This is a genomic window from Brasilonema bromeliae SPC951, assembly GCF_012912135.1.
Taxonomy (GTDB): domain Bacteria; phylum Cyanobacteriota; class Cyanobacteriia; order Cyanobacteriales; family Nostocaceae; genus Brasilonema; species Brasilonema bromeliae.
On the sequence record NZ_QMEB01000070.1, the window covers coordinates 1 to 24,329 of the forward strand.

General features: G+C 42.6%; 18 protein-coding genes, 2 tRNA genes and 1 pseudogene. 10 read left to right on the forward strand and 11 right to left on the reverse strand.

What is annotated here, in order from left to right; all coding sequences use genetic code 11:
• The 3 genes from DP116_RS11160 to DP116_RS11170 form a co-directional block, all read left to right on the forward strand.
• A partial coding sequence (locus DP116_RS11160) for a hypothetical protein (RefSeq protein ID WP_211173212.1) occupies window positions 1-286 on the forward strand: 286 nt, incomplete at its 5' end.
• A gap of 350 nt (window positions 287-636) precedes the next feature.
• The gene (locus DP116_RS11165; protein WP_169155257.1) at window positions 637-3,222 is read left to right on the forward strand and encodes an AAA-like domain-containing protein; all 2,586 of its coding nucleotides are present in this window, start codon (window positions 637-639) and stop codon (window positions 3,220-3,222) included.
• 228 nt (window positions 3,223-3,450) lie between these two features.
• Window positions 3,451-4,332, forward strand: coding sequence for a dioxygenase family protein (locus DP116_RS11170; protein WP_169155258.1), 882 nt, complete (start codon window positions 3,451-3,453; stop codon window positions 4,330-4,332).
• A gap of 582 nt (window positions 4,333-4,914) precedes the next feature.
• Here DP116_RS11170 and DP116_RS11175 read toward each other — a convergent pair.
• The 4 genes from DP116_RS11175 to DP116_RS11190 form a co-directional block, all read right to left on the reverse strand.
• Entirely contained in the window at window positions 4,915-5,385 is a 471-nt protein-coding gene (locus DP116_RS11175) for a DUF928 domain-containing protein (protein ID WP_169155269.1), read from the reverse strand.
• 48 nt (window positions 5,386-5,433) lie between these two features.
• Complete coding sequence (locus DP116_RS11180; RefSeq protein WP_211173213.1) at window positions 5,434-5,679, reverse strand: hypothetical protein; 246 nt, start codon at window positions 5,677-5,679, stop codon at window positions 5,434-5,436.
• Between the two features lie 9 nt (window positions 5,680-5,688).
• Window positions 5,689-8,835 carry an efflux RND transporter permease subunit gene (locus DP116_RS11185; RefSeq protein ID WP_169155259.1) on the reverse strand — a complete coding sequence of 1,049 codons (3,147 nt, stop codon included), beginning with the start codon at window positions 8,833-8,835 and terminating at the stop codon, window positions 5,689-5,691.
• Window positions 8,836-8,921: 86 nt separating this feature from the next.
• Window positions 8,922-10,442, reverse strand: coding sequence for an efflux RND transporter periplasmic adaptor subunit (locus tag DP116_RS11190; protein WP_169155260.1), 1,521 nt, complete (start codon window positions 10,440-10,442; stop codon window positions 8,922-8,924).
• A 421-nt stretch (window positions 10,443-10,863) separates the two neighbouring features.
• Between DP116_RS11190 and DP116_RS11195 the strand changes: the two genes are divergently transcribed.
• Window positions 10,864-11,739, forward strand: a complete 876-nt coding sequence (locus DP116_RS11195) for an Npun_R2479 family HD domain-containing metalloprotein (protein ID WP_169155261.1) — start codon at window positions 10,864-10,866, stop codon at window positions 11,737-11,739.
• A 98-nt stretch (window positions 11,740-11,837) separates the two neighbouring features.
• Window positions 11,838-12,956, forward strand: coding sequence for an ABC transporter permease (locus tag DP116_RS11200; RefSeq protein ID WP_169155262.1), 1,119 nt, complete (start codon window positions 11,838-11,840; stop codon window positions 12,954-12,956).
• A 100-nt stretch (window positions 12,957-13,056) separates the two neighbouring features.
• On the opposite strand, the gene DP116_RS11205 is transcribed toward DP116_RS11200, so the two are convergent.
• The 3 genes from DP116_RS11205 to murA form a co-directional block, all read right to left on the reverse strand.
• Window positions 13,057-13,140: transfer RNA gene (locus DP116_RS11205), tRNA-Leu, on the reverse strand.
• A complete protein-coding gene (locus DP116_RS11210; RefSeq protein ID WP_169155263.1) occupies window positions 13,119-13,994 on the reverse strand; it encodes a M48 family metallopeptidase in 876 nt (291 codons plus the stop codon). Before DP116_RS11210 ends, DP116_RS11205 begins: the two co-directional genes overlap by 22 nt.
• A gap of 153 nt (window positions 13,995-14,147) precedes the next feature.
• A complete protein-coding gene (gene murA, locus DP116_RS11215; RefSeq protein ID WP_211173214.1) occupies window positions 14,148-15,572 on the reverse strand; it encodes a UDP-N-acetylglucosamine 1-carboxyvinyltransferase in 1,425 nt (474 codons plus the stop codon).
• Window positions 15,573-15,902: 330 nt separating this feature from the next.
• Between murA and DP116_RS11220 the strand changes: the two genes are divergently transcribed.
• Together DP116_RS11220 and DP116_RS11225 are read left to right on the forward strand one after the other, a co-directional pair.
• Window positions 15,903-15,984 (forward strand) — tRNA-Leu (locus DP116_RS11220).
• Window positions 15,985-16,095: 111 nt separating this feature from the next.
• Window positions 16,096-16,905 carry a TrmH family RNA methyltransferase gene (locus tag DP116_RS11225; protein WP_169155264.1) on the forward strand — a complete coding sequence of 270 codons (810 nt, stop codon included), beginning with the start codon at window positions 16,096-16,098 and terminating at the stop codon, window positions 16,903-16,905.
• Between the two features lie 207 nt (window positions 16,906-17,112).
• Here DP116_RS11225 and DP116_RS11230 read toward each other — a convergent pair.
• From DP116_RS11230 to tnpA, 4 genes and pseudogenes are all read right to left on the reverse strand, one after another.
• Window positions 17,113-18,267: pseudogene (locus DP116_RS11230) on the reverse strand (AAA-like domain-containing protein); the annotation flags it as partial.
• A 1-nt stretch (window position 18,268) separates the two neighbouring features.
• Window positions 18,269-20,080: an alpha/beta hydrolase gene (locus tag DP116_RS11235; protein WP_169155266.1), complete on the reverse strand. Its 1,812-nt coding sequence runs from the start codon at window positions 20,078-20,080 to the stop codon at window positions 18,269-18,271.
• A 463-nt stretch (window positions 20,081-20,543) separates the two neighbouring features.
• Window positions 20,544-21,017 (reverse strand): lipocalin-like domain-containing protein, encoded by a 474-nt coding sequence (locus DP116_RS11240; RefSeq protein WP_169155267.1) that lies wholly within the window; start codon window positions 21,015-21,017, stop codon window positions 20,544-20,546.
• A gap of 44 nt (window positions 21,018-21,061) precedes the next feature.
• Window positions 21,062-21,463, reverse strand: coding sequence for an IS200/IS605 family transposase (tnpA, locus tag DP116_RS11245; protein ID WP_169155268.1), 402 nt, complete (start codon window positions 21,461-21,463; stop codon window positions 21,062-21,064).
• A 50-nt stretch (window positions 21,464-21,513) separates the two neighbouring features.
• Here tnpA and DP116_RS11250 point away from each other — a divergent pair, with 50 nt between their 5' ends.
• The 3 genes from DP116_RS11250 to DP116_RS29220 all read left to right on the forward strand — a co-directional run bounded on the left by DP116_RS11250 (window position 21,514) and on the right by DP116_RS29220 (window position 23,973).
• Window positions 21,514-22,242 (forward strand): RNA-guided endonuclease InsQ/TnpB family protein, encoded by a 729-nt coding sequence (locus DP116_RS11250; protein WP_246275583.1) that lies wholly within the window; start codon window positions 21,514-21,516, stop codon window positions 22,240-22,242.
• A 204-nt stretch (window positions 22,243-22,446) separates the two neighbouring features.
• Complete coding sequence (locus DP116_RS29955; protein WP_281357398.1) at window positions 22,447-22,569, forward strand: hypothetical protein; 123 nt, start codon at window positions 22,447-22,449, stop codon at window positions 22,567-22,569.
• 252 nt (window positions 22,570-22,821) lie between these two features.
• Window positions 22,822-23,973 carry an RNA-guided endonuclease TnpB family protein gene (locus DP116_RS29220; RefSeq protein WP_246275584.1) on the forward strand — a complete coding sequence of 384 codons (1,152 nt, stop codon included), beginning with the start codon at window positions 22,822-22,824 and terminating at the stop codon, window positions 23,971-23,973.
• Window positions 23,974-24,329 lie beyond the last annotated feature (356 nt).

Sequence of the window (24,329 nt, forward strand, 5' to 3'; positions counted from 1 at the left end):
ATGCTTCAAGCCGGGAAACCCGTCCAACGCAGTGGCTCCCCTCCCGCAGCGCTGGACTCACATTTACGTGCTCTACATTATGCATGGTGGTGTATTTGATTCAAATGAGAACCGCTATATTTTCCCCTTGAAGAGTGAGGCAGATGAGGCAGGTGAGGCAGATGAAAGAGAAATATTTTCATTCTTGCTGATGTGCAAATGCCCATTCGGGGTAATTACTCATTCTCTAGCGATGAATGGGGGGAGTTACGCCCTTCAAATCTTGCTCGATGTTGTCGAAATTTAGTATACTACAAGAAAATATTTTAAATAAACTTAACGCTTCTATTTTCTACAAATATAAGAAATTATGAATTGTTATAAGAAACTTTCAAAACAATGTTATATTTCTATCAAATTCTATTAAAATAACCAATGTGCCTAACTGATTCGTAAAAATCGATAGATTTGTTATTGTGACCAAAAAAGGATGAAAAGTCAGGTAAAAAGTCTGTAAAAATATTTACTTCATTTTACAGACTTTCGTTCTATGCTAAAGGAAACCGTCCTAAAAGTAAGATAATGTACGCTGCATTCTCTCCATCCTTGCCAACGATTCGTCACGTCTACAGTTGACCTTTATTTGATTAAACTCCTATGAGTAGGTTAGTTGTTTTAAGCCTAGGTCAAGGAAATCTACACGAGGGGTGTGCTACGGTGACGGCTCAGCTTGGAGAAGCAGACAACCCCTACCGGATGAAATTGACTGCCAGCTTACCAGCCGCACCAAAAATTTATGAACTCTACCAAAAATGGCAGTTAGTTTATTATGCTTTTTATCAACGCTTGAGTTGGCGTCTGGATAACGAAATAGATGATAATTTTGAAATCGAAGAAGATTCTGTCACTAATATTTCAGAGGCTGATATTCATGACTTGTGTCAGCTGTTGTCAAAAAAAATAAATACATGGCTCAACTCAACAAAGTTTCGCAAAATAGACCAGCAGTTACGTACACAATTAAAACCCTCTGAAGAGATTCGCTTCATTATTGAAACCAACGACCATTTACTGCGACGACTTCCCTGGCATCTGTGGAAATTTTTTGAGGATTACCCATATGCAGAAGTGGCGTTGAGTGCACCAGAGTATCAAAAGCCGAAGAAATTGCTGGTAAATAACCGCACAAGTCAAGTGAGAATTTTGGCAATTTTTGGGAATAGTCAGGGTATTGATATTAGCCAGGATAAAACTCTTTTAGATCAACTATCAACTCAAGCAGAAGTTAAATTTTTAATCGAGCCGAATATCGGTCGTTTAAACGAGCAGCTATGGCAACAAAATTCGGATATTCTCTTTTTTGCAGGTCATAGTTTTAGCCAAGAAAAAGGTTTTTTGCAAATTAATCAAACAGATACGATTACCCTTGAGCAGTTAAAATATGGTCTGAGACAAGCTATTAGTCGTGGGTTGAAGCTAGCGATTTTCAACTCCTGTGATGGTTTAGGGTTGGCGCAGGAACTTCAAGATTTGCAAATTCCACAAGTGATTGTCATGCGTGAGCCTGTACCGGATGTGGTCGCTCAAGAATTTTTAAAGTATTTTTTGGCAGAATTTTCAAGTGGAAAGTCTTTATACACTGCGGTGCGTTCTGCACGCGAAAGACTGCAAGGATTAGAGGGAGAATATCCCTGTGCCACTTGGCTACCAATCATCTTCCAGAATCCGGCTGAACCGTCTATGATTTGGACCCAGCAAAGTGTATGGACTAAACGGAAACAGAAGAAAAATTCCTCAATGCTGGTTTCCACCGTCCAAGCCAGAGGTATGCAAACAAACATCCGATTGCCAGTAGCAACTTCAGCTCTCTCCAAAACAACGGCTCTCGATTCACTCATTGAGATGCTCAATGGCAACCTGCTGAAATACCAAAATCTTCCCCTTAATCATACAGAAATTTTGGTTTTACGAGGTATTTGGCAAAGTCAAACTTACAACCAAATTGCTCAACAGGGCGGCTATAGTACTAGTTACCTTACTAAGACTGTCGCTCCACGATTATGCCACAAATTGTCTGATCTGATCGGCAACCGTGTGACTAAAAAAAACTGTCGGACGCTACTAGAGTCGTATGTGACTACACAAGCTTCTTTAAAAACAACCCTAGAACAACATCCCCCCGTAAAAGATTTTCCCAATTTCCAGCAGGAAATGTCACCTCGTTTTCCTAGTGGTTTAGTCCCGCTTGGTTCTCCCTATTACATTGAACGACCAGAGATTGCGACACAGGTTTATGAAGAAATTATTAAACCAGGAGCCTTAATTCGCATTAAAGCTCCTCAAGAAATGGGTAAAACCTCGCTGCTGTTGAGGATTCTTGAGTATGTCAACGGCATGGGCTACCATATAGTGAGTCTAAACTTACAGGAGCAAGTTGATCGAGCAATTTTGAGCGATTTGAATCGTTTTTTGCGTTGGTTATGTGCTAACATCTCTTGTCAGCTTGAGCTTGAACCAAGATTAGACGAGTTTTGGGATGAAGATATTGGCAGCAAAGTGAGCTGCTCGCTTTATTTACGAAATTATGTGTTAGAGCAGATTGATTCTCCTGTGGTTTTGGCGTTGGACGAAGTCAACCAGATTTTTGAGCAGCCGCAAGTGGCAAAAGAATTCTTACCCTTGTTGCGTTCCTGGTACGAAGATGCCAAAAGACAACCTATTTGGCAAAAGCTGCGCCTAATTGTGGTTCACTCAACTGAGGTTTATGTTCCTCTCCAGCTGAATCAGTCTCCATTTAATGTCGGACTACCGATTGAGCTAAACTATTTCAGTTTAGAGCAGGTGCAAGAGTTAGCCCAGCGCTTTGGACTCAATTGGACAGATGATGAAGCAAGATTTCTCATGGACATCGTTGGAGGTCATCCTGCATTAGTACATCTGACACTTTATCACCTCAGTCGTGGAGAGGTTGCTTTAGGACAATTGCTGCAAAGTGCTCCCACACCCACAAGCATTTATTACCGTCATATCCAGCCTTATTGGGCAACTTTGAAAGTGCAGCCAGAATTAGCATTTGCTCTTTCTGCAGTTATGAGTGCTACCAAACCTGTAAAGTTAGAACCTGTTCTTGCTCATAAGTTAAGGAGTATGGGGTTGATTAAGTTGGATGACAATCTAGCTACACCTAGTTGTCGGTTGTATCAAGAGTATTTTCAATTAAAGTGTGAGATAAGTGCAAGCTAAAAACCCGAGCCAGCCGCGTGGTGAGGTAGTGCTGCACCGAAGGTAGGGAACTGGTATCCAGCAATGCCTGATATCGTGTCCGGTTAAAGACTTATCATTAAAATACAGCAGTAGGAAGTAAACACCAAACTAGTCTGTAAAATGAGTTGATTCATGCTAAAAGTACTTAGAAAACTAGACTCTAACTAAAGTAGTCAACTATGGATAAGTTTCACTCTTCAGATAAAGATGAAAAACATTACTCTCGAAAATATCACTCAAGCCGTGATTGAGCACGGGGATGGAGGCAAGACTCATCCACGCCTTTATGAGATTTATACCAGCCTTATTCGACATCTGCACGCCTTCGTGCAGGAGGTAAATCTGACGGAACAGGAGTTATCGCTCTTGCGCGATTTTCTCATTCGGGCAGATCGCTACACAAAAGAGATACCGAATGGGGAAATTCATATGTTGCTCGACTTGCTGGGAATCTCAGAGCTAGTGGTTCTATTGCATAACAAGAGTAGCACAGCTACTGAAAGTAATCTGGAGGGTCCTGTCTATGTAGCGGATGCGCCAGAGCGCAACATGGGCGATCGCCTCGGAATCGATCCCGACGGTAATACGCTCTTCCTATCAGGACGCGTCTTAGACCTGAACAACAAACCAATTGCCAATGCGCTTCTTGATGTCTGGCAGTCAAATTCAAAGGGACTCTATGACCTTCATGATGCATCCCAGGCAAAGGGTAACTTCCGAGGTCGTTTCAGAACCAATTCGGACGGCTCCTACTCCATTGAAACGGTTGTGCCAATAGGGTACACTATTCCATCAAGCGGACCGTGCGGTGAAATGTTGCAGCTTTTGGGACGACATACCCTGCGAGCAGGCCATATCCATTTTAAGTTGAGTGCTGCAGGCTATATACCCCTGACTACACAAATTCATATTGATGGAGATCCGCACCTCGATTCAGATACAACGTTCGCGGTCAGATCTGCCATCCTCAAGCTGCAAAAACACGAAGCACCCGACAAACTCAACGCATACAACCAAAGCAAACCTTTCTATACAGCCGAGTTTGACTTTGTGCTACAACCGACCGACCAACAGACAGATGCGGCTTAGAGCTTGGAAGGTCATTGGTTGTTGATTATGAGTTTTTAGTGGTTAATGGTGAGCCAGTGCGTTGGGGAGCCAGTACTTGATGAGGGTCTCCCTCACTTGGTATCTGGTGAGACCAGCGCGAATGACGGCTCTCCCTCACTTCTGTACGTTCGCTCCCGAATGTCAGGGTGAGAGGAATTAATGTCTGACAGGGTAAGGTTTCAATACGATTGTGGATCTGCTAAAACCTAACCCGTGTATTACAGGGAAAAAGCTGACCCCGCCTCATCGTGTATTAGATGGAGTAAGGGAACTTAGGTGTTTTCATGTAATACACGGTGCAGACTTCGTGGTCACGGGGTCTTACACGTAAAAAAATAGTCCCCATCGACTCAAACTATGAAGCCCAACTCAGCAACTGGGACAGTGGAGTGAAGCAGAAAGTGCGATTCGCCTTGCGATAGCTTCGCTTGACGCCCAAAACATAAACACAAAAGAGCGATCGCAAATCCTTGCCCAACTCCTAGATATCAAAGGTCGTTTGCAATTGGCTCAAAGCAAAGCCGAAGACGCCTTAAATACTTGGCAACAAGCACTTGACATTTATACAAAAATAGTGAACAGCGCCGCCCAAGAAGTATCTCGCGGATTGCGGCGACGCAATTCGCCTGCGGTACTCAACGCCTCAAACCAAATACCGTTGGTGGCATAAAGAGCAACGCGCTGTTGTGGTGTCGCTTTCTCTAACTGACTCTTGAGGGCAGGATTGAGTGAAGTTCTTTGAATCCAGCCATCAGCAAAAGCAGGTGGCTCTTGCGCCTTACAATAAATTTTGAAATACCAATGATACTGCTTGTTCATTTCTAGCGGCGCTACCGTAGACGGAAGCGAGAAGCTGGTAACTCCTGGTGTTTTGGGTAGCGTAACATCAATCTGGTAGATTAACTTACCCTCTTTATCCCGCAATACAAACTTTGCTGGAAATGACGACTGATAAGGAACATAAAACCAGAAAGTGGGATGCGAGGCGATCGCTGTTCCAAAAACAAATTCTGAATTTGAATAAACAGGCACTAAGGCTGCTAGCCGCTTATCCCCTCCACAGCCACGGCTTCCTACACCCTACACCCTTACACCCTGTTCTCGGTAAATCGCCACAGTACCGCCAGTCATTACTAAAACTAAGGCTGACGGAACGAGAGGAACCCAACTGCCAGAGCACAAGAAGACTAAACAAAGAACGTATAAAATCAAGAGTGCGCCTCCACCCGTTAGTATGAGATATAATCCTGAGCGAAAGCGCCAAGCAATTGCACCTCCAACGATAGACCAACCCCAAACCCATAACACTTCGCCCCAAACAGGCAAAACTGAATTTCAACTAGCAGGTGGTAGATTCACAACTTCCTTGTCTTCGGCAATCTTGCGCTGCGGTTTCTTGCCAAAGCCGTATTTCGCGACATCTAGAATCCAGCATTGGAAGCTGTCAACGTAAGAGAACAGCACGGGTACTACTACCAGGGTGAGCAACGTAGAGGTTGTAAAACCTCCTAAAATGGCTATACCCATCGACTGACGAACTTCTGCACCTGCACCAATTCCCAATGCCAAGGGAAGGGTACCGGCGATCGTTGCAAGGGAAGTCATCATAATTGGACGTAAACGAGACACTCCAGCTTCTAACAACGCTTGACGTTGAGTTTTGCCTTCCTCAAGGTTAATAATTGTGTAGTCTACCAAGAGGATAGAGTTTTTCGTCACAATCCCCATCAACAGCACAATACCAATCAGGGCGTATAGTCCCAAAGCTTTTTGTGCCAGCATCAAGCCTATGAGTGCGCCACCTAAACAGAAAGGTAACGCTGCCATAATTGTCAGGGGATGAAGAAAGTTGTTATACAATAAGACAAGAATAGCATAAATACACATGACTGCGAGTCCCAATGCAGCACCAAAGCGACTGAAGATGTCAGCCATAATCTTGGCATCACCAGAGTTTTGCAGCTTGACTCCTGGCGGTAAGTTTTGCAAAGCTGGGAGTTGATTGACTGCTTTGAGTCCATCCCCCAAAGAAATGCCTTGCAAGTTGGCTTCTAGGGAAACTTGACGGGAGCGATCGTAGCGATCTATAGTTGCAGGACCACTACCAAAGCGGATATCTGCAACTGCAATCAGAGGAACCAAGCTACCATTTTGACTAGGAACCTGGAGATTTTTGATGGTATTAATGTCTTGACGTGCTTTGGGGTCAATTTGCACGCGAATGGGGATTTGGCGGTCAGAAAGATTATATTTCGCCAAATTTGCATCGTTATCGCCTATTGTAGCAAGGGAGGCTGTACGAGCAATTGATTGGACTGTTACCCCCAAATCTGCTGCCCGTTGTGGGTTAGGAACGACCAAAATCTCTGGTTTGAGCAAACTCGCACTAGAAGACAGTTCCACAAGTCCGGGTATGCTTCTCATCTGCTTTTCAAGTGCATCTGCTGCTTGAGTCAACGCTTTGGGGTTATCACTGCGCAGGAGTATTGTTAAATCCTTGCGACTACCAACAGAACCTGCACTTTGGAAACTAATTCTTGTCCCTGGAATTTGCGCAAATAGAGGACGTACTTTTTGTTGAAACTCTACTTGAGAAATTTTTCGTCCTTCTTCTTTAGATTTGAGTTTAACAACAAGCGTCGCAGAGTTTACCTCTTGTGTAGCTAGTACGCTGACGACATTGGGATTTTGCTTAATGATATTTGTTGTTTGAGTAACCACCTTCTTGGTATCTTCCAAAGTAGAACCAGGGGGAAGTTCCATAGAAATAGTGGAAATTCCAATGTCACTACTATCAACTAACCCCTTAGGAATGAAGGGAACAAGCATTAAACTAGCAATGAAGAAAGCAACAGCAACACCCAAAGTTGTCAACTTGTGAGTTAACGCCCATTTGAGGAGAGATTTATAGGGTTGAAAACGACGACGAACAGAAGTGGGCCCAGTAGCAATATGTTGCTCCCTCATCTCCTTCGTTTCCTCTCTCCCCTGCTTTGGCTGCTTATCCTTGAGTAAATACGCGCCCATCATCGGCGTAATCATCCGTGCAACCAAGGTTGAGAAAATGGTGGAAACAGCAACAGTCACACCAAAGGGCTGGAAAAATTGACCAGGAACACCGCCCATAAAAGCAACAGGCATAAATACGGCGATAATTGTTGCTGCACTGGCTATCACTGCTAAACCCACTTCGTCAGATGAGTCAAAAGCAGCTTGCCAAGCAGACTTACCCATTGCCATATGCCGTTCCATGTTTTCAATTTCTACGACGGCATCATCTACCAAGTTACCTACTGCTAGTGCTAATGCCAATAAGCTCATGTTGTTGAGGGTATAACCTAAAGCATACTGTACAGCAAAGGTAGGAATGATTGACAGTGGCAACGCGACTCCTGTAATCAATGTTGCTCGCCAGTCACGCAAAAACAACATAATGACTATGACTGCGAGTATCGAAGCCTGAATTAATTCATCTATAGTGCTTTGGTATGATTTTTCAACAAAAGTTGCTCTGGTAAAAATTAATTCCAGTTTGACATCGGTCGGTAGAGTTTTTTGCAGTTGTTCTACAGCTGCTTTCACTCCTTGTTCCACTGTCACCATAACACTGCCTGTGCTACGCAACACTTGGAATGCTACCACGGGTTGGTTGTTCAAACTTGCTGCTTGTCGAACTTCACCAAAGCTATCCTCGACTGTTCCCAAGCTGGACAAGGGTACAGAACCACCGTTAGGCAAGACGATTTCATAGTTTTTTAAAACCTCTACACTTGCGGCGCTACCAAGAGTACGAATGCTTTGTTCACTACCGCCAATTTGGGCACGTCCACCAGGTAAGTTAATGTTAAAAGCTCGTATTTGGTCGTTAACCTGGGTAGCGGTGATACTTAGAGATTGTAAACGATCTGGATTTAGGTTGATTCGGATCTCTCGGTCAACCCCACCGACACGCTTAACTTGTGATACTCCCTTAACAGCCAATAAAGCGCGGCTAATGGTTTGGTCAACAAGGTTACTTAATTCTTCTACAGAACGCTTGTCAGATTTTACCACGTAGGTCATGATTGCACCCCCGGCAAATTCTATGCGTTGCACAATTGGGTCGTTTATGTCCTGTGGAAGGTTCTGGCGAATTTGCGCCACTGCGTTACGAACATCGTTTGTGGCGCGGTCAGTGTTTGTTCCCAAGACAAAGTTGATTGTGGTTGTGGAGACACCATCGATAACCGTCGATCGCAGTTCATCGATATTACCCAACCCAGCAACTGCATCTTCTATTTTTTTTGTGACTTGGAATTCTAATTCCGCAGGACCTGCACCTGGTTGTGTTACCCTGACCTGTACTGCTGGAACATCAATATTTGGGTTCGTATCAATTCCCAAAGCAAGAAAGGAAAACCAACCGACTACAGTTAAAATCAAGAATAAAACTATTGTTGGAACAGGTTTTTTAATCGACCAAGCTGAAATATTGAAGGACATGCAATCTGTTATGAGTTATGAATCAAGAATTTGAGTGATGAATTAAGAATCAAAGTCCAAAGTCAAGAGTGACTATTGACTATCAACTATTGAGTGTTGACGACTCGTACTGTGTCACCATCTTTGACATATCCTGCACCGTCAACGACTACACGGACACGGGATGCATTACCCTGCTGCAATCCACTTTTGATTTCCACTCTGCCACCAACAAGGATTTCTCCTAGTTCTACTTTCTGAGCGCGAACGGTGTCTACACCTGATAGGATGAAGACAATTGCACTCCCATCTGATTGAGGTAGAACTGCTTTTTGGGGTACGGCTAAACCGATTGTGGTTACAGTGCTTATCGCAGCACGAGCAAACATTCCTGGTTTGAGTAAAGTTGTTTGTGGCAAGTCAATTTTGACTGTGGCTTCACGTTTTTCTTGATTGATCATAGGTTCTATATCTCTGACGCGTCCTTGCAACTTCACACGGTTATCAACATCAGAGGTGACTTGCACTTTGGAGCCAATTTTTACCTGTGTAAGCTGAATTTCAGGAACCTGTGCTTGTAACTCTAATTTTCCATCCTGAATAATCGAGAATAGCTTTTGTGTTCCACCAACCACAGTTGCTATCTGTGTTTGTGGTGCAATACCTGTGACATCTCCCACTCTTGCCAATTTCTCTGCCACAACTCCCGAAACTGGGGCACGAAGCAATGTTTGTCCCAGCTGAGTTTTCAGTTGTTCCATTTTGGCGGTGCTACTTTTGACACTGGCTTGGGCACTGTTGATATTGGCTTGGGCAATTTTAACATTAGCTTCGGCACTACCAATATTTGCCTGGGCACTACTGACATTAGCTTGGGCACTTTTAATATTCGCTTGGGCAAGGCTTACTGCTTCTGTTGCTGTGGCTAAATTTGTGGTAGCAGTATCCAATTGTTGTTGGCTAATCGCCCCTTGAGATGTTAGTTCTTGAGTGCGTCGGAAATTGATTTGGGCATCTCGTAATTTTGCCTGCGCTTGAGCAAAATCTGCTTGTTTTTGTTGGACGATCGCCTGATTTGATACCACAGTCGCCCGAGTTGAGACTACAACTGCTTGCTTCGATGCCAAATCCGCTTGTTTTGAAGCAACATCTGCCTGCTTTGCTTCCACATCCGCTTTTGCTTGCCGAATTTGGTCTTGCAGTACCGAATCATCCAGCACAGCCATCACTTGACCTGCTTTGACAATCTCTCCTATATTGACAAGAATTTTTTTAATCTGCAAGCCGTTTGCCTGAGGCAAAACTGGAGTCAAATCGCGTGCTGCAACAGTCCCTTTCGTACTGAGGGTTCGCGCAACACGAGTTGTTTCTACTGGGGTGACGGTGACTGACATTGTTGGTGCAACTTTTTGTACTGTTTTTTTTTCAGCTAGTGTTGTTTTTTCAGATACACTGTGACTGGAGAGACGCATTCCCCCAAACGCAATAATACCTCCCAAGCCTGTACCTACTAGCAGTGGTATCAACCATGAATGTCGCTTTCGATACACACTTTTTTTTTGCCAGTTTGCATCTTCAAATGCCACTGGTTCTTCCACTTTAAGTTCTGAAACACTTTCCTTTACCACAGTTGTCCCTCCAGTTTCCCAACCGCCATTAAGCAGTTGTGCTTAAGAAAATTTTAAATTAATTAATGTATATTAACTATGACGTATTTTCTCTGCTGCGAGTTCTAATATTCCTCAAATTTACGCATGACTATCGTTACGATTTTGTCAAGTAGGGGTAAAGGTAATAAAGACAAACCTGTATCACCACTTCCGTAGTCGTTTGGGGCTATGTATAACTACGAAGGCATGGTTGATGTTTTGCTCAATTCGTAAAAATTTGCGCTTACCCTGCATACACCAATTGGTAGCAGATATGCTTAAACTATAAACAGTTATAAAGAGTTATTTGCCTTTATTTGAGTGCTCCAACGATCATCAAATTATCCAAATTTGAGATAAACCAATAATACATAATTTGGTATATAACAGAGTCACCAATATGTTTAATGCCACTGAAATCTTGATTGATGCGTTTGTCGCTCAAATTCGTGAAGGATACCGTCGCACCTACGGCTGCCTGAAAAACGATTACCAAGATATTATAGCCTGGGCAGGCAATATGGCGTTGGAAAATATTGCCAACAGTGACGCCCTTTATCATAACGTAGAACATTCTATCCTAGTTACTTTGGTTGGACAAGAAATTTTGCGCGGCAAACATATCCGTGAAGGAGGTGTTTCTAATGAAGATTGGTTGCATTTTATTATATCCTTGGTCTGTCATGATATTGGTTATGTCAAAGGAGTTTGCCGACAAGACCGAGAGGAGGAAGGTTTGTACGCTACTGGTAAAGATGGGAAAATGATTTCTCTTCGTTCTGGAGCTTCTGATGCGAGTCTGACACCAAATCATGTTGATCGGGCAAAACTTTTTATTGATGAGCGTTTTGGCGGTCACAAATTGATAGATTCAGAAGTCATTAAGAGCAATATTGAATTGACTCGGTTTCCAGTGCCAGCTGTAGATGACCACCAAGATACAAATAATTTTGCTGGTTTAGTACGTGCTGCCGATTTGATTGGACAATTGAGCGATCCACGTTATTTAAACAAGATTACCTCTTTATTTTATGAGTTTGAGGAGACTGGCATGAATAAGGTGTTGGGTTATCAAAACCCTGCTGATTTACGGAAGAACTATGCCAAGTTCTATTGGAATGTTGTCTATCCTTATATTAAGGATGCATTGCGCTATCTCTCGCTTACACAGCAAGGAAAGCAAATTGTTGCTAATCTCTACTCAAATGTGTTTGTTGTAGAACACGAAAAACTTCAAGAAGAGCATTTGTACCTGATTGAAAAACTTCGTGCTTAAAAATTGATAGTTATAAATTATCAACAACGAAAAAGCTTTCACAATTCATCAATTATAATTTATAATTCATCATTTATGACTCATAACTCGTAATTACTATGAATTGGTGGCATCGACTAAAGAAAAATCCTTTAGCAAGGTTTGGGGCAATTTTACTGTTGGTTTTTTATATAGCAGTCATTTTGGCTGATTTTGTTGCCCCTTACAACCCTTACACCTCACAACCAAATGGTTCTCTACTACCACCAACGCGTGTTTACTGGGTTTCTAAAGAATCAGGGCAGTTTATTGGTCCTCACATTTATCCAACGACTCAGGGAGACACAAATTTAGAAACGGGCGATCGCCAAATCATCGTAGACTATAAAAAGCCTTCTCCCCTAAGACTATTTGTCACTGGACCTGAGTATCGTCTACTTCAGTTGAATTTACCTCTACCCCCAAAGTGGGACGAGGTAGAAATATTTGGTGGTATCCCGCTGAATATACATTTGTTTGGTGCTGTCGGTGAGGCAAAGTTTAACGTTTTAGGTACAGATGACCAAGGTCGAGATCAACTCAGTCGCCTGCTGTATGGTGGTCGTATAAGTCTGTTTATCGGTATTATTGGGGTTGCCCTAACCTTTCCCTTAGGGATGTTGATTGGGGGAATTTCTGGCTATTTCGGTGGCTGGCTTGACAGTGTTATTATGCGGTTCAGCGAAGTGCTGATGACTTTTCCCAGTATTTATCTTTTGGTAACTTTAGGTGCGGTACTACCGCCAGGGTTATCCAGTACCGAACGCTTTTTGCTGATTGTCGTGATTACTTCGTTTATCAGCTGGGCTGGATTAGCACGAGTTATTCGCGGACAAGTCCTCTCTATTAAAGAAAGAGAATACGTCCAAGCAGCAAAAGCAATGGGTGCCAATCCACTTTACATTATCGTGCGTCACGTATTGCCGCAAACCGCCACTTATATCATTATTTCTGCTACACTTGCTGTCCCTAGCTTTATTGGTGCAGAAGCAGTACTCAGTCTTATCGGGTTAGGAATTCAACAACCAGACCCCTCATGGGGTAATATGTTATCTCTTGCAACTAATGCTTCAATTTTAGTATTACAACCTTGGCTAATCTGGCCTTCTGCTGCGTTGATTATTCTCACAGTGTTGGCTTTCAACTTGCTGGGTGATGGACTGAGGGATGCTTTAGATCCTCGCAGCTTAAGAAGGTAGCTTCTACTAAGTTGTTTAACAGTTATTAGTTATCAGTTATCAGTTATCAGTTATCAAGGAATTGATAACTGTTCACTGTTCACTGTTCACTGATTTCAAGTGGGCAGGAGGAGAATCGAACTCCTATGACCGCAAGGTCGCCACATTTTGAGTGTGGTGCGTCTACCAGTTTCGCCACCCGCCCTTGGGTGCAACTTCACTATTATACTCTATTTTTTGATTTTGCAACAACTTTTGATAATCTTGGCTACTTGCCCAACGGTCAATTTCTCTGGCACGCAGAACGGGTACTGGGTGAGTTAACTGAGCTGTGCGGGCAGCTTTGACCATTTCACCCATCTCGGTTTTGCTAATATCATCATAAGCACGAGCTTGGGCAATAAAAGCATCAAGGTTAAGTTGCGGTGCGAGGGTGGGCGAACCACCTGCAAGTTTCATCAACACCGACATGACAACTTTCGGGTTTTGGGTTGCCAGTAATGCGGCGCGATCGCATGTAAACTCAGCACAGCGTACCCATTCCAAAAGTTGCGTCTGTATTGCTTGAGCGAGAACTGTTCCGACGGTAGGTACTACTGCTGCGGCTAATATCAATATATTGACTGGAGTTAGGTAAACACTGTGGTCACACTTCAGGTGTCCCAATTCATGAGCAATCACAGCCTGGATTTCTTCTTGTTCCAGCATATCGATGAGGGAGGTGTGCAGCACAACAAAAGGCTGTTTTCCCCGCATAGCAAAAGTGTATGCATTTGGTGCTGGATGCTGCCTAATATAAAGCTGGGGAGGTTCAATATCCAGTATCTTGCAGGCTTCTAACAGCGACTTATGAAGATGGGGCAGTTGTTTTTCGCCGACCAGAACACTAGAAGCGATATTTTCTACATAAAAAATCTGCTCCGCCAATGGACCCAAAAGATTCCGCACCATCATATCCAAACCAGGTATCTGCTTCAGTGCTTTGGTTGCGTCTAGATCTAGCGGATGACGGAATGAATCTGCTTTGAGACCAATCAGTTGAGTCTTTTGCGGGAACATGGCGGAATCTTGCTGGGGATATAAGGGATTGAAAAATAATCTAGGACTGCTCTTTTGAACAGCCCTTCTCCACCAGTTTAACATCTACCCCAACTAAGAGTGCAAGGTAGGTTGGGGATTCCAACAGTCACCTGAAGAAGTCCAAAGCGCTATCTACTGTGATTGCACGTTTTCCCTATTTGTTGCCCCAGAGGTTGGCAGTTCCTCAACTGTCGGGTTAGAAGCAACTTCCGCATTGACCTGTGCTAGTGGTATCCGCTGGATTCTTGCTCCTAATTGCTGCAACTTTGTATCAAGTCTATCGTAGCCCCGATCTAAGTGTTGCAATCCCTGAACTATGGTTTTTCCTTCTGCCGCGAGTCCTGCCAAAACTAACGCTGCTGATGCTCGCAAATCTGTTCCGAGTACGGGTGCGCCTGATAACATCGGCACTCCTCGAACAAAGGCAACGTTACCTTTAACGCGAATATCTGCCCCTAAGCGATTTAACTCAGAAGCGTGGCGCAAACGATTTTCAAATACAGATTCATTAATCACACTATCACCTTCAGCTAGTGCCAGCAAAGCCATAAATGGCGCTTGCATATCTGTAGGAAAACCTGGATGAGGCAAAGTTTCAATATCACTTGCCCTCAGGGTTTCTGCGCTCAGAGTTCGTAAGCAGTTCGGTGCTTCCTCAATAATGGGCACTCCAATATCTTGCAGCTTAGCAATGATTGGTGTCAAATGCTCTGGTACCACGGGTGAGAGAATCAGTTCTGAACGAGTAATTGCTGCGGCGACCAAAAACGTTCCTGCTTCAATGCGATCAGGGATAATTGTATACTCAGTTGAGTGCAATTGTGGAACACCGACAATCGTAATTGTACTGGTTCCTGCCCCGTATATCTTTGCTCCCATTGCAATACAGAAGTTCGCCAAATCAACGACCTCTGGCTCGCGTGCAGCATTTTCGATAATGGTTTCGCCGTCTGCAAGAGTAGCCGCCATCATCAAAGTTTCTGTTGCTCCCACGCTGGCAATATCCAAGTATATCTTTGCTCCCTTCAGTCGGCGACTGCTACCAGGAACATAGGCATTACAAACGCCATGCTCAATCTGTACTTCAGCTCCCATTGCTTGCAGTCCTCGGACATGCAGATCCACAGGTCTTGCGCCAATAGCACAGCCTCCCGGTAAAGGCATCTGCGCGACTCCCAGTCGTGCTAGGATCGGACCAATAGCAAAGAAACTTGCTCTGAGCTGTGTCACCAGTTCATAGGGAGCCTTTGATGTTTTGATAACTCTAGCATCAATTTCTAAAATGTCTCCTGTTTGCTTCAAGCGAACGCCTAAAGCTGATAAAACCTGACCTATCCGTGTCACGTCTGCCAATAACGGCACGTTACGGAGCCGACATTCGCCTGAACAGAGCAACGCTCCAGCCATGATTACCAGTGCTGAATTTTTGGCTCCGCTAATTTTTACATGACCTTGCAAACGATGCCCACCCGATATTTGCAGGACTGAGGAGTCTGCTGTCGAGGAAGATTTGGCATTTGGTAAGCCGCCAGAAGGAATAATAAACTTACCCTCCAAAAAAACTGTTGATTGTATAAGTTTGAAGTTGGTTTCGATTCTACACGATAGTTTTTGATTGTCTACATTTTTGAACTGAAATTGATAAATTTCATTTATGTCTGGTCTAAGAGCAGATACAGGGAACAGGGAACTCTTAACGCTTAACTCTTAACGCTTAACATAAACTGTCATGAATCAACAATTTATCATACAATTTTTTTTCAGAAAAGCTTAACACTGGTAACAATAAATACTTAAAAGCAAAGAAACCGTTGATGTCAGAAATTAGGGCTTGACAAATCAAAAGAATTGAGTAATAATAAAAAGCTGTTAATCAAAAATCAATTCGCGGAACTGGCGGAATTGGCAGACGCGCTAGATTCAGGTTCTAGTGCCGAAAGGCTTCCGGGTTCAAGTCCCGGGTTCCGCATACGAGTGAGAAGTGGTGAGTAACGAGTAAAAGACGGTATTTCTTTGTGGGCCAAACATTTAACTCGTGAGTATCAGTATTTTGACTCACCACTTATGACCAGAACCTTTAATGTTAACAAGTTTACAAAATCCCCTAGTCAAGCAAATTCGCAAACTCCACTCCTCAAAAGAAAGACACAAGCAGCAGTTGTTTTTGGTAGAAGGGACGCACCTGTTAGAGGAAGCTTGTGCGGCGAATTACCCATTGGAAGCAGTGTGCAGTACACCAGAATGGCAAGACAGCCATGCTGTGCTATGGGAAAAAGCATGTGATCTTTGCGAACGAGCAGAAATTGTGAGTGAAGAGGTTTTAAAGGCGATCGCCACCACAGTACAACCAGATGGCGTAGTTGCGACGGCAAAAAGAAGGGAACGCGTTGGGGAACTGCCGTTTACTGGTATAATGCTAGCGTTGGAAACTGTACAAGATCCAGGCAACTTGGGTACAATAATTCGGACTGCTGCAGCCGCTGGGGCTTCTGGGTTGTGGCTGAGTGAAGACAGTGTGGATTTAGACAATCCAAAAGTATTACGTGCTTCTGCTGGACAGTGGTTCCGCCTAGCAATGGCGATGAGTCCTGATTTGAAAACGACAGTCCAGCAAAGTAGGGAAGCACGAATGCAGGTAGTTGCAACCTTACCCAATGCTACTTTGACTTATTGGGATGTAGACTGGCGCAAACCCAGTTTAATTTTGTTGGGGAATGAAGGTGCTGGTTTGTCAAAAGAATTGACAGCAACAGCAGATTTACAAGTAAAAATTCCCCTGAGTCCGGGGGTAGAATCTTTAAATGTAGCAATGACCGCCGCTTTGATGTTGTACGAAGCGCAAAGGCAGATTTTCAAAAGTAAAGAGGGAACGCTTAACAGGGAACAGTAAACAGTGAACACAACGACCACGCTCAGTGCATCGCAGTGAACAAGGGGTGGACGAGTCCGTTTCCTACCTGATAACTGATAACTGATAACTGATGACTGATGACTGATAACTGATAACTGATAACTGATAACTGGTTAACATAAATTGTACGGAGTTCTGTTCAAAAATCAAATATAAATCCTATATTATGTATTATGATAATTTTGTTTAGAGGTGCTCACTGATCCAAGTATGATCAAATATTGATTGATAAATCCGGTTATGCACTTTTAAAAAACCCTGTTGCTTGACGACAAGACCTGACAACAGCAACTCTTTTTCTTCTGGATTATCAACAGAAACAACTTCTTGTTGAGACAAAATTTGTCGATAGATTTCTAGTAGCCGAGATGATTTTAGCTTGGTGTTGAGAATGCGAGCGCGTATCGTTCTCAAATGTTCTGGCTCATCCTGAGATTCCCAATTCTTCATCACATAATTTCGCACCAAATTTTCAACCCATTGCGCTTCACCGTTTGTGGGGATAGGAGATGAGCAACGGCGTATGAGTTTACAAAGCTTTTGAGTCAGAAAAGGTTGACCGCTTGTCCAGGCTAACACTTCTTTGAGCACAACTTGTGGATTACTCACTTTCTCTGTCAATCCATAAAGCAAAGGTTGAGCTTCATGGATTTGAAAGCCATTGAGTTGAATAGCCTGACCAATATTGAAAGGCGTTCTTTGATGATCAGTTATTAAATCTGAAGGTGTTGCGACTCCAAACAGAGCAAAAGTTAAACGTCGATACTCTGGATTAATACTACGCTGATTGAAGCAGAAGCGAATAAGAGCAAAAAAGTCATTAACAGGAAATTTTAAGCCCAAAACAGTATCAATTTCATCGACAAAAATAAATACCTTTTCACTCTCAACTTGAGGTAGTATGATTTCCTCTATAAACCGACTCAAGCACTGAATAGAAGATAAATCTTTTTGCTCGTTCCACCATGCTTTCAGATTCACCTTTCCAAACAAATTAAAATTTTGCCATAACTCCACAGCGAATCCCTTATACCATTGATCAGGAGTAACGTTTTCAGTACCAAGGCGAGTGATATCTACTGCTGCACAGCTAAACCCCTCTTGCTGGAGACGATGCATTATGCATACCATAAGGCTTGACTTACCCATTTGCCGTGCATTCAGAATGTAACAAAACTCTCCGCGCTTGAGTGCTTGATAAAGGAGACAATCCGCAGATCGTACCACATAAGTAGGAGCATTCATCGGTAAACTACCCCCAACTTGATAATCAAAGGTTGAGGATTCTTCTGCACTTCTAAGCAAAGCGTTTTCAAAAACCAATTTAGCTTGAGTCGCTTTATCAGTCATTTTTTTGTTGTGATAAGAATTCACATCTAACTTTTTCGCGAGATTCATTTAAAACATCGACATAGTAGCGTTCTGAAGAAGCTGCAACTTGAATACTTTTTTGCTCACATATCCAAGAAAAATATTCCAGAGCAACTTTATGTTTTTCCACCGTATTCAATTCACCACTTCGATTGAGCTTTTCCTGTAAATCAGGAGGTGCTACAAGATTAAATTCATTAGGTTGTTCTAATATTAAAGAGTCTAGTAAACCTTGAAATCCCACGAAAGCCAGACGGTAAATTACCAATTTACAAAAAGAACCGTGAAAGTAACCGCCATGAACATCTATCCCTGTTGGACTGTTGCTAAAAGAGTCAAAGAAAGCCTTGAGAATCTTTATGTACTGCCAAAAGTTCAAGGGAGATTTTTGATTCGGACAAATGAGAACATTGATTGTTTTGCCCTCACGGCCTGGATAGTCAGTTTCATCTTGATATTCTGTACAATCAAAATAGGTAAACAAATCAGCAATCGATTCTGGATCTTTACCTTTGGGGACTAAAGATTCTGGATCTTTCTTATTCTGTAATAGGTTTCGCTCTTGACGCTTGTTTAAAACCTTAACTCCAAGATATTTCAGTAGGTGATCAAATTTTTGATTAGAATAAAATAGCTGATGCTCTGCCGACAATATCTGCTTTAAATTCACAATTCCATAAACCTTTGTATCTGGCAAATTAACTGTCACATTACCAAGTCGATATCCTTGAGTACGAGTACTAGCTGGAAAAGAGAAATAATTAGCTGCTGTTGAAGCAAGGCGTAATGCAACATCTCCCTCGTTACTAAAGAGATAAGCTTCTTCAAAACGACGCAAAGAAGAGCGCAAAAAGTTAGTCCGTCCTGAAAGGATAGTATTTACTGGAATGTCTGGAGAAACCAAAATTAAACGACCTAAACTGAAAACACGACCAATATTAGATGATGGTCGTTTATTCAAATTATCAACATTCCCAATCGCTTCTGGGTCAAAGGCGTCAGAGAGAACTCGCACAACTTCTGTTGTGATGAATCCACCCATACTATGACCAATAAATGTCAACTTAATTCTTTTTTGGTTCCACTCCTCTTGGGCTTTTTGAGCATCACCTAAAACATCTTTTGAACGCTGGATTAAACCTTGGTCTAATTGTCTGATAAATTCTATTAAGTCTGGTACAGCGAAATATCTTGCTCGATATCCATCTCGAAAATAAACAATAACTCTCAAAATAAATAAAGTTCCAATAAAAGAAGCTAAACAGACACCTAGCACAATAAAAATCCAAAACCAAGGAGACGAGAATAGGATTAAGAAGAAAATACCAAGAGCAGTAATTGCTAAGCCACTATATAGTAAAAATTGTAGAAAACTCGGTAAAGAATAAAATGCATTTTTTAGGTTAGAAGGAACACTTTCCGATGACCATCGATAACCTAGATAAACAAAGCTACTTTTTCTATCTTTAAGAGCTTTGTCTTGTTGATTAAGATATTTGCAAACTCGTGCCCAATCTTCGCGTACATAGTCTTCTTGTCCGTCCTTCACACCAGTATTAAAGCCATGAATTTGAATAACCAGTCCTAGTTCTTCTGTGTCAGATTGACTGTGACGATAAAGATGGTCTATAACATCATCAATTGTGGGCAAAGTTTCATCCACTTTCGACTCATCATCTTCTATATTGATAGGTGCTGTGCTGCGGAGAAAGTAACCGAGAATAGTTAGATCTTTTCCATCAATTTTTTGATTCTTTAAAAGGTCATCTATCAAAAGATCCATATTTGCTACCTAATTTTGTGTTAAGGTTTAAAATTTTTGAATTTTGAATTCTTGGTCGGGAGCGTGGGGTCTTGAATGCGTGAACTTTGTAAGCGCAAAGTGTGCCGTAGGCATACACGTAGTGTGTCCACAGGGCTTAGGGGCTGACGGTCTTCTCCACAGGAAAGCTTTCTGCGCTTGCCGTGAGCAGAAAATTAAGCGTATGTGGACTCTTGAAAGTTTGGTATCTCACATTTTGCACCAATAAAAATTTATTGTATTAGATCACTCAGTATTAAACCAAAAATCCTTTATGAGCGCGAGAAAAGCCAAGAAAAATTATGTAGCTTACCCTTACATCTTTTTAGCTTATACGGTTTTCTACGGATAGGTGCAAGATATGATGTATGCTTGTGACAACTGACAAGCGATGGCACGGTGTGCGGGCACTCCGTGCCATCGCTTTATATACGAGTCGATATCATTATAGCTCCACACGTTCCCACACCAGTTCAAAGACCTTCAGGACTCCATCAGTGTTGGTCGGTGGCGTTTTCAGTGTGACTCGATTCCCATTCAATGTGAACGTTCGGACTAAATCCTTACCAACCCGATTAGGAATCGATGCTACCTCGACGTGATGAGTGACGCTGTTTCCATTCAACGTGTATGTCCCTGCATAGGCATTGAATGTAGAAAACGCCTGTACACATTCCTCAGTCGGTAAAGAGCGAATGTCTTTGCTGAATGGTGAGCGAATATCTCCACTTAAGGGTAGGCGATCGCTCCTTGAAAAGATAACCATCATCCGCGCCTCGGGTGTATAAGTGATGTAGCCAATTGGGTTAGGACTATACACCTGAGGAGTCACTGTCCCATCAGGATTGATGGCGCTCGCACTGATTAGCGTCCAAGTTCCAAGCAACGGATTCGTCTGAGCAGCTGACAAATCAGACATGACTCACTCCTTATCAAAAACTTTGGGTCTAAAACCCCGTCCTTCTAGGACGGCTTTTGTTGATCGAGAATATAACGCTTCAGTACTTCAAGCGGCGCTCCACCAACGGAAGATACAAAATAACTAGGTGACCACAGAGCGTCTTTGCCGTAGGGTTTTGGATAACCACCTTGACCATATCTTCTGCTGGATACTCCTTTTAAAGAGTTAACTATCTGGGAAATAGAAAGTTTGGGCGGATATTTAATCAACGCGTGAACGTGATCAGTTTCGCCGTTGAATTCTTGTACAATAAAATTCATTTTTTCGGAAACTTCATTGAACGATTTTTCTATGACTAATAGACTTTCTGCTGTGAGTATAGGACGTCTATATTTTACGACACAGACCAAGTGAACATTTAAATCTGAAACGCTGTGTCTTTCTTTTAATAGCCGTGTTGCCATTTTGTCGCGACCAACTTATAATGACTAACAGACTCACTTTAACATAAGCAATGAAAGCACGCTATCAGTTCAGATGTTACCCAACAGACCAACAACGCCAAGCTTTGGCACAGTTGTTTGGCTGTGTTCGGGTTGTCTGGAATGACGCGCTCGCTTTGTGCAAGGCTTCCGAAAAGTTGCCAGGGTATAACAGTCTTTCTTTGGCATTAACTCAAGCTAAAAAGACTGAAGCCCGGATTTGGTTGAAAGACGTGTCTTCCGTTCCTTTGCAACAATCTCTTAGACATCTGGATGTAGCTTACAAAAACTTTTTTAATTCTCGCAACGGGAAGCATAAAGGTAAAAAGGTCGGTTGCCCTAGGTTCAAGAAAAAAACGAATGCACAATCTGCTGAATTTACGAAAACAGGTTTTTCAATAACTGGCAATGAAGTATATCTAGCCAAGATCGGAAACATAAAGCCAATTTGGTCTAGGGAACTGCCTTCGGAACCAAGTTCTGTAACCGTACTTAAGGATTGCGCTAATCGCTATTTCGTAAGTTTTGTTGTAGAAGTTGAACCAATTCAAATAGAGCCGATTAACCAATCTATTGGAATTGATTTAGGGCTGAAAACCTTTGCAGTACTTAGTAATGGTGAAACTTTCAAGAGTCCTGACTATTCACGGCATGACCGCAAAGGGGTGTGGTCAAAAGTGGTTGGTTGCCAGCACCCGGAAGGGATACTAGACAAAGCAGAGAAAATAACTGACAATGATAATCATAGAGAAGCTTCATGATTTTCTGGAGGCAAAGAATCTCAGAAATACCATGTCATACTTGGATAAGTCCGGGTCGGGGAGCAGTGTATTACATGGGTAAAGTTAGCGCTTTCTCCATGTAATACTTACCAAGATATTGACTTTCATCGGTGTAATACACGTTAGGAAGAACATCCAGTAATAGATGCCATCGTTAGAGAGCGAACAAGCACGTTGCTTGAGATGGCAACACTTGAAACTTTACGCAACCAAGTTTTGTTTGAACTGAAGTTAGGTAAACAAGCTCCTGGTTACAAAGCTGCTCAAAAAGCCCTGAATCATTTCATTGTTAAACTAAGCAGCTAACGTGGGATTTTACGATTTCGCCAGCAGCCCTGGCGCTCGCGATCGCCCACTAGGACAAATAGGAATTTATTTTCAAGTCAGTATCAGCAACTGGGCTTAATGTCTATATAGTTAGACTAGGAAAAAAACGGGGTAGAACTTACCGTGTGATACATGGATAAATACAATTAAAATAGTTACTCGAATAAGACTTGAAGTGTAGGAAATATGGCAGTGTTAAAAAAAGACGTTTGAGAAAATTTCGATACTGCCATGAGTCAATATTATACTGATGTTATTGAACAAATTAGTTCAATTCTGTTTGATGCCATCATAGAAAGGGAAGAGTCTTTACAAGAATTGATTTGTGATTTTGATTCAACCGCAGCCAAGATTATTCAATCTTGTGGTTTATGTTTAATGTCAAAGCTGCTGAATAATTTAAGCCATCAAGTGACCCAAGAAGCTAAGACAAAAGAGCTAGTTATCCATCGTGTCAAAAAAATAAAATATGCTGTTATATTTGGAGAGCTAGAAGTTCCTTCACCTTATTTGTGGAATAAAAAAGCCAAGTCTGGATTTTGTCCCGTTCCTAAAAGTTTAGGCATTGAACATGGGGGACGTTCAAAGGCTGTTAAAAAAGCGTTAACAGATTTTGGTATTGAAGAATCTTTTGGTCAAGCATCAAAGCGTTTTGTAGAACATTACGGTTGGGAAGTCGAACGGGCTTCTGTACGTCGAGAGGTAGAAGCTATTGCATCCACGGCTTTAGATTATGTAGAGAAACGTCTTGAATCAGCTTCTGACGAACCAATACAACAAAAAGAGGAGACTGTTTCAAGGCTATTAGTTGAGTTAGATGGTTCTCATGTACGTACCGGAGTTGTCCAACCAAAACCCGAGCAGAAGGATTCTAAGCGAAGAAATAAAACACGTTTAAGAATTGCAAAAAAACATAACAAGATTGCAGATACTCGAAAAGATTTTCTGCATAAACTTTCGTCTAAAATAGTGCGTGAAAACCAAGCCATTGTTTTAGAAGATCTTAATGTCTCAGGCATGGTCAAGAATAGAAAACTAGCCCGAGCTATTAGTCTCCAGGGATGGCGTGAGTTTAGAGTATTGTGTGAAGCGAAATCTGACAAGTTCGGTCGCACATTTAAGGTAATTAGCCGGTGGGAACCGACCAGCCAAACTTGTTTTGACTGCGGTTACCGTTGGGGCAAACTAGATCTTAAAGTGCGAACCGTAACTTGTTTACAATGCAGCGCTACTCACGATAGAGATGAAAACGCTGCCAAAAATATAGAGAAAGTCGGGATAGGGAATTGCCACGACTCTAAACGGACGCACAGAGGACGTAAGACTGTTTTGGCAGCAGACCTCAACGAAGCGTCAAGAATCACCGCGCCTTTAGGCAGGTGAGTATTTCAAAAGTAGCTCATTTTTAGTGGTTAGTTTTTAGTCGCTGCTCTTCGGTAGAGCTACGAGTTATTCACTAACCCTTCGGGTTCGCCAGTTGCTACCCTACGGGAAGCCGCCCTCCGGGCGTCTACAAGTCGGCAGAGCCGGACGCCCGGAGGGTATCTCCTGAGCCCTATGGCTAACGCCACGGCTTGAGGCCGAACGGAGACGCTGAGTCCCAAAGGGACACGCTGCGCGTTCGCTCTTAGCGTGCGCTTGCGCTTACGCGAACGCCAGTCGCCAAGTGACTGTACGTTCGCTCATTTTTGAAGAGAGAGAGGAATTAATACCTGACAGGGTAAGGAAAAACCTCATAA

What these genes read in the sequence shown, in the direction of transcription:
- DP116_RS11165 (WP_169155257.1), top strand. Translation starts at nt 637, where the DNA reads ATGAGTAGGTTAGTTGTTTTAAGCCTAGGTCAAGGAAATCTACACGAG.
- DP116_RS11170 (WP_169155258.1), top strand. Translation starts at nt 3,451, where the DNA reads ATGAAAAACATTACTCTCGAAAATATCACTCAAGCCGTGATTGAGCAC.
- DP116_RS11185 (WP_169155259.1), bottom strand. Translation starts at nt 8,835, where the DNA reads ATGTCCTTCAATATTTCAGCTTGGTCGATTAAAAAACCTGTTCCAACA.
- DP116_RS11195 (WP_169155261.1), top strand. Translation starts at nt 10,864, where the DNA reads ATGTTTAATGCCACTGAAATCTTGATTGATGCGTTTGTCGCTCAAATT.
- DP116_RS11200 (WP_169155262.1), top strand. Translation starts at nt 11,838, where the DNA reads ATGAATTGGTGGCATCGACTAAAGAAAAATCCTTTAGCAAGGTTTGGG.
- DP116_RS11210 (WP_169155263.1), bottom strand. Translation starts at nt 13,994, where the DNA reads ATGTTCCCGCAAAAGACTCAACTGATTGGTCTCAAAGCAGATTCATTC.
- DP116_RS11225 (WP_169155264.1), top strand. Translation starts at nt 16,096, where the DNA reads ATGTTAACAAGTTTACAAAATCCCCTAGTCAAGCAAATTCGCAAACTC.
- DP116_RS11235 (WP_169155266.1), bottom strand. Translation starts at nt 20,080, where the DNA reads ATGGATCTTTTGATAGATGACCTTTTAAAGAATCAAAAAATTGATGGA.
- DP116_RS11240 (WP_169155267.1), bottom strand. Translation starts at nt 21,017, where the DNA reads ATGTCTGATTTGTCAGCTGCTCAGACGAATCCGTTGCTTGGAACTTGG.
- tnpA (WP_169155268.1), bottom strand. Translation starts at nt 21,463, where the DNA reads ATGGCAACACGGCTATTAAAAGAAAGACACAGCGTTTCAGATTTAAAT.
- DP116_RS11250 (WP_246275583.1), top strand. Translation starts at nt 21,514, where the DNA reads ATGAAAGCACGCTATCAGTTCAGATGTTACCCAACAGACCAACAACGC.
- DP116_RS29955 (WP_281357398.1), top strand. Translation starts at nt 22,447, where the DNA reads ATGGCAACACTTGAAACTTTACGCAACCAAGTTTTGTTTGAACTGAAG.
- DP116_RS29220 (WP_246275584.1), top strand. Translation starts at nt 22,822, where the DNA reads ATGAGTCAATATTATACTGATGTTATTGAACAAATTAGTTCAATTCTG.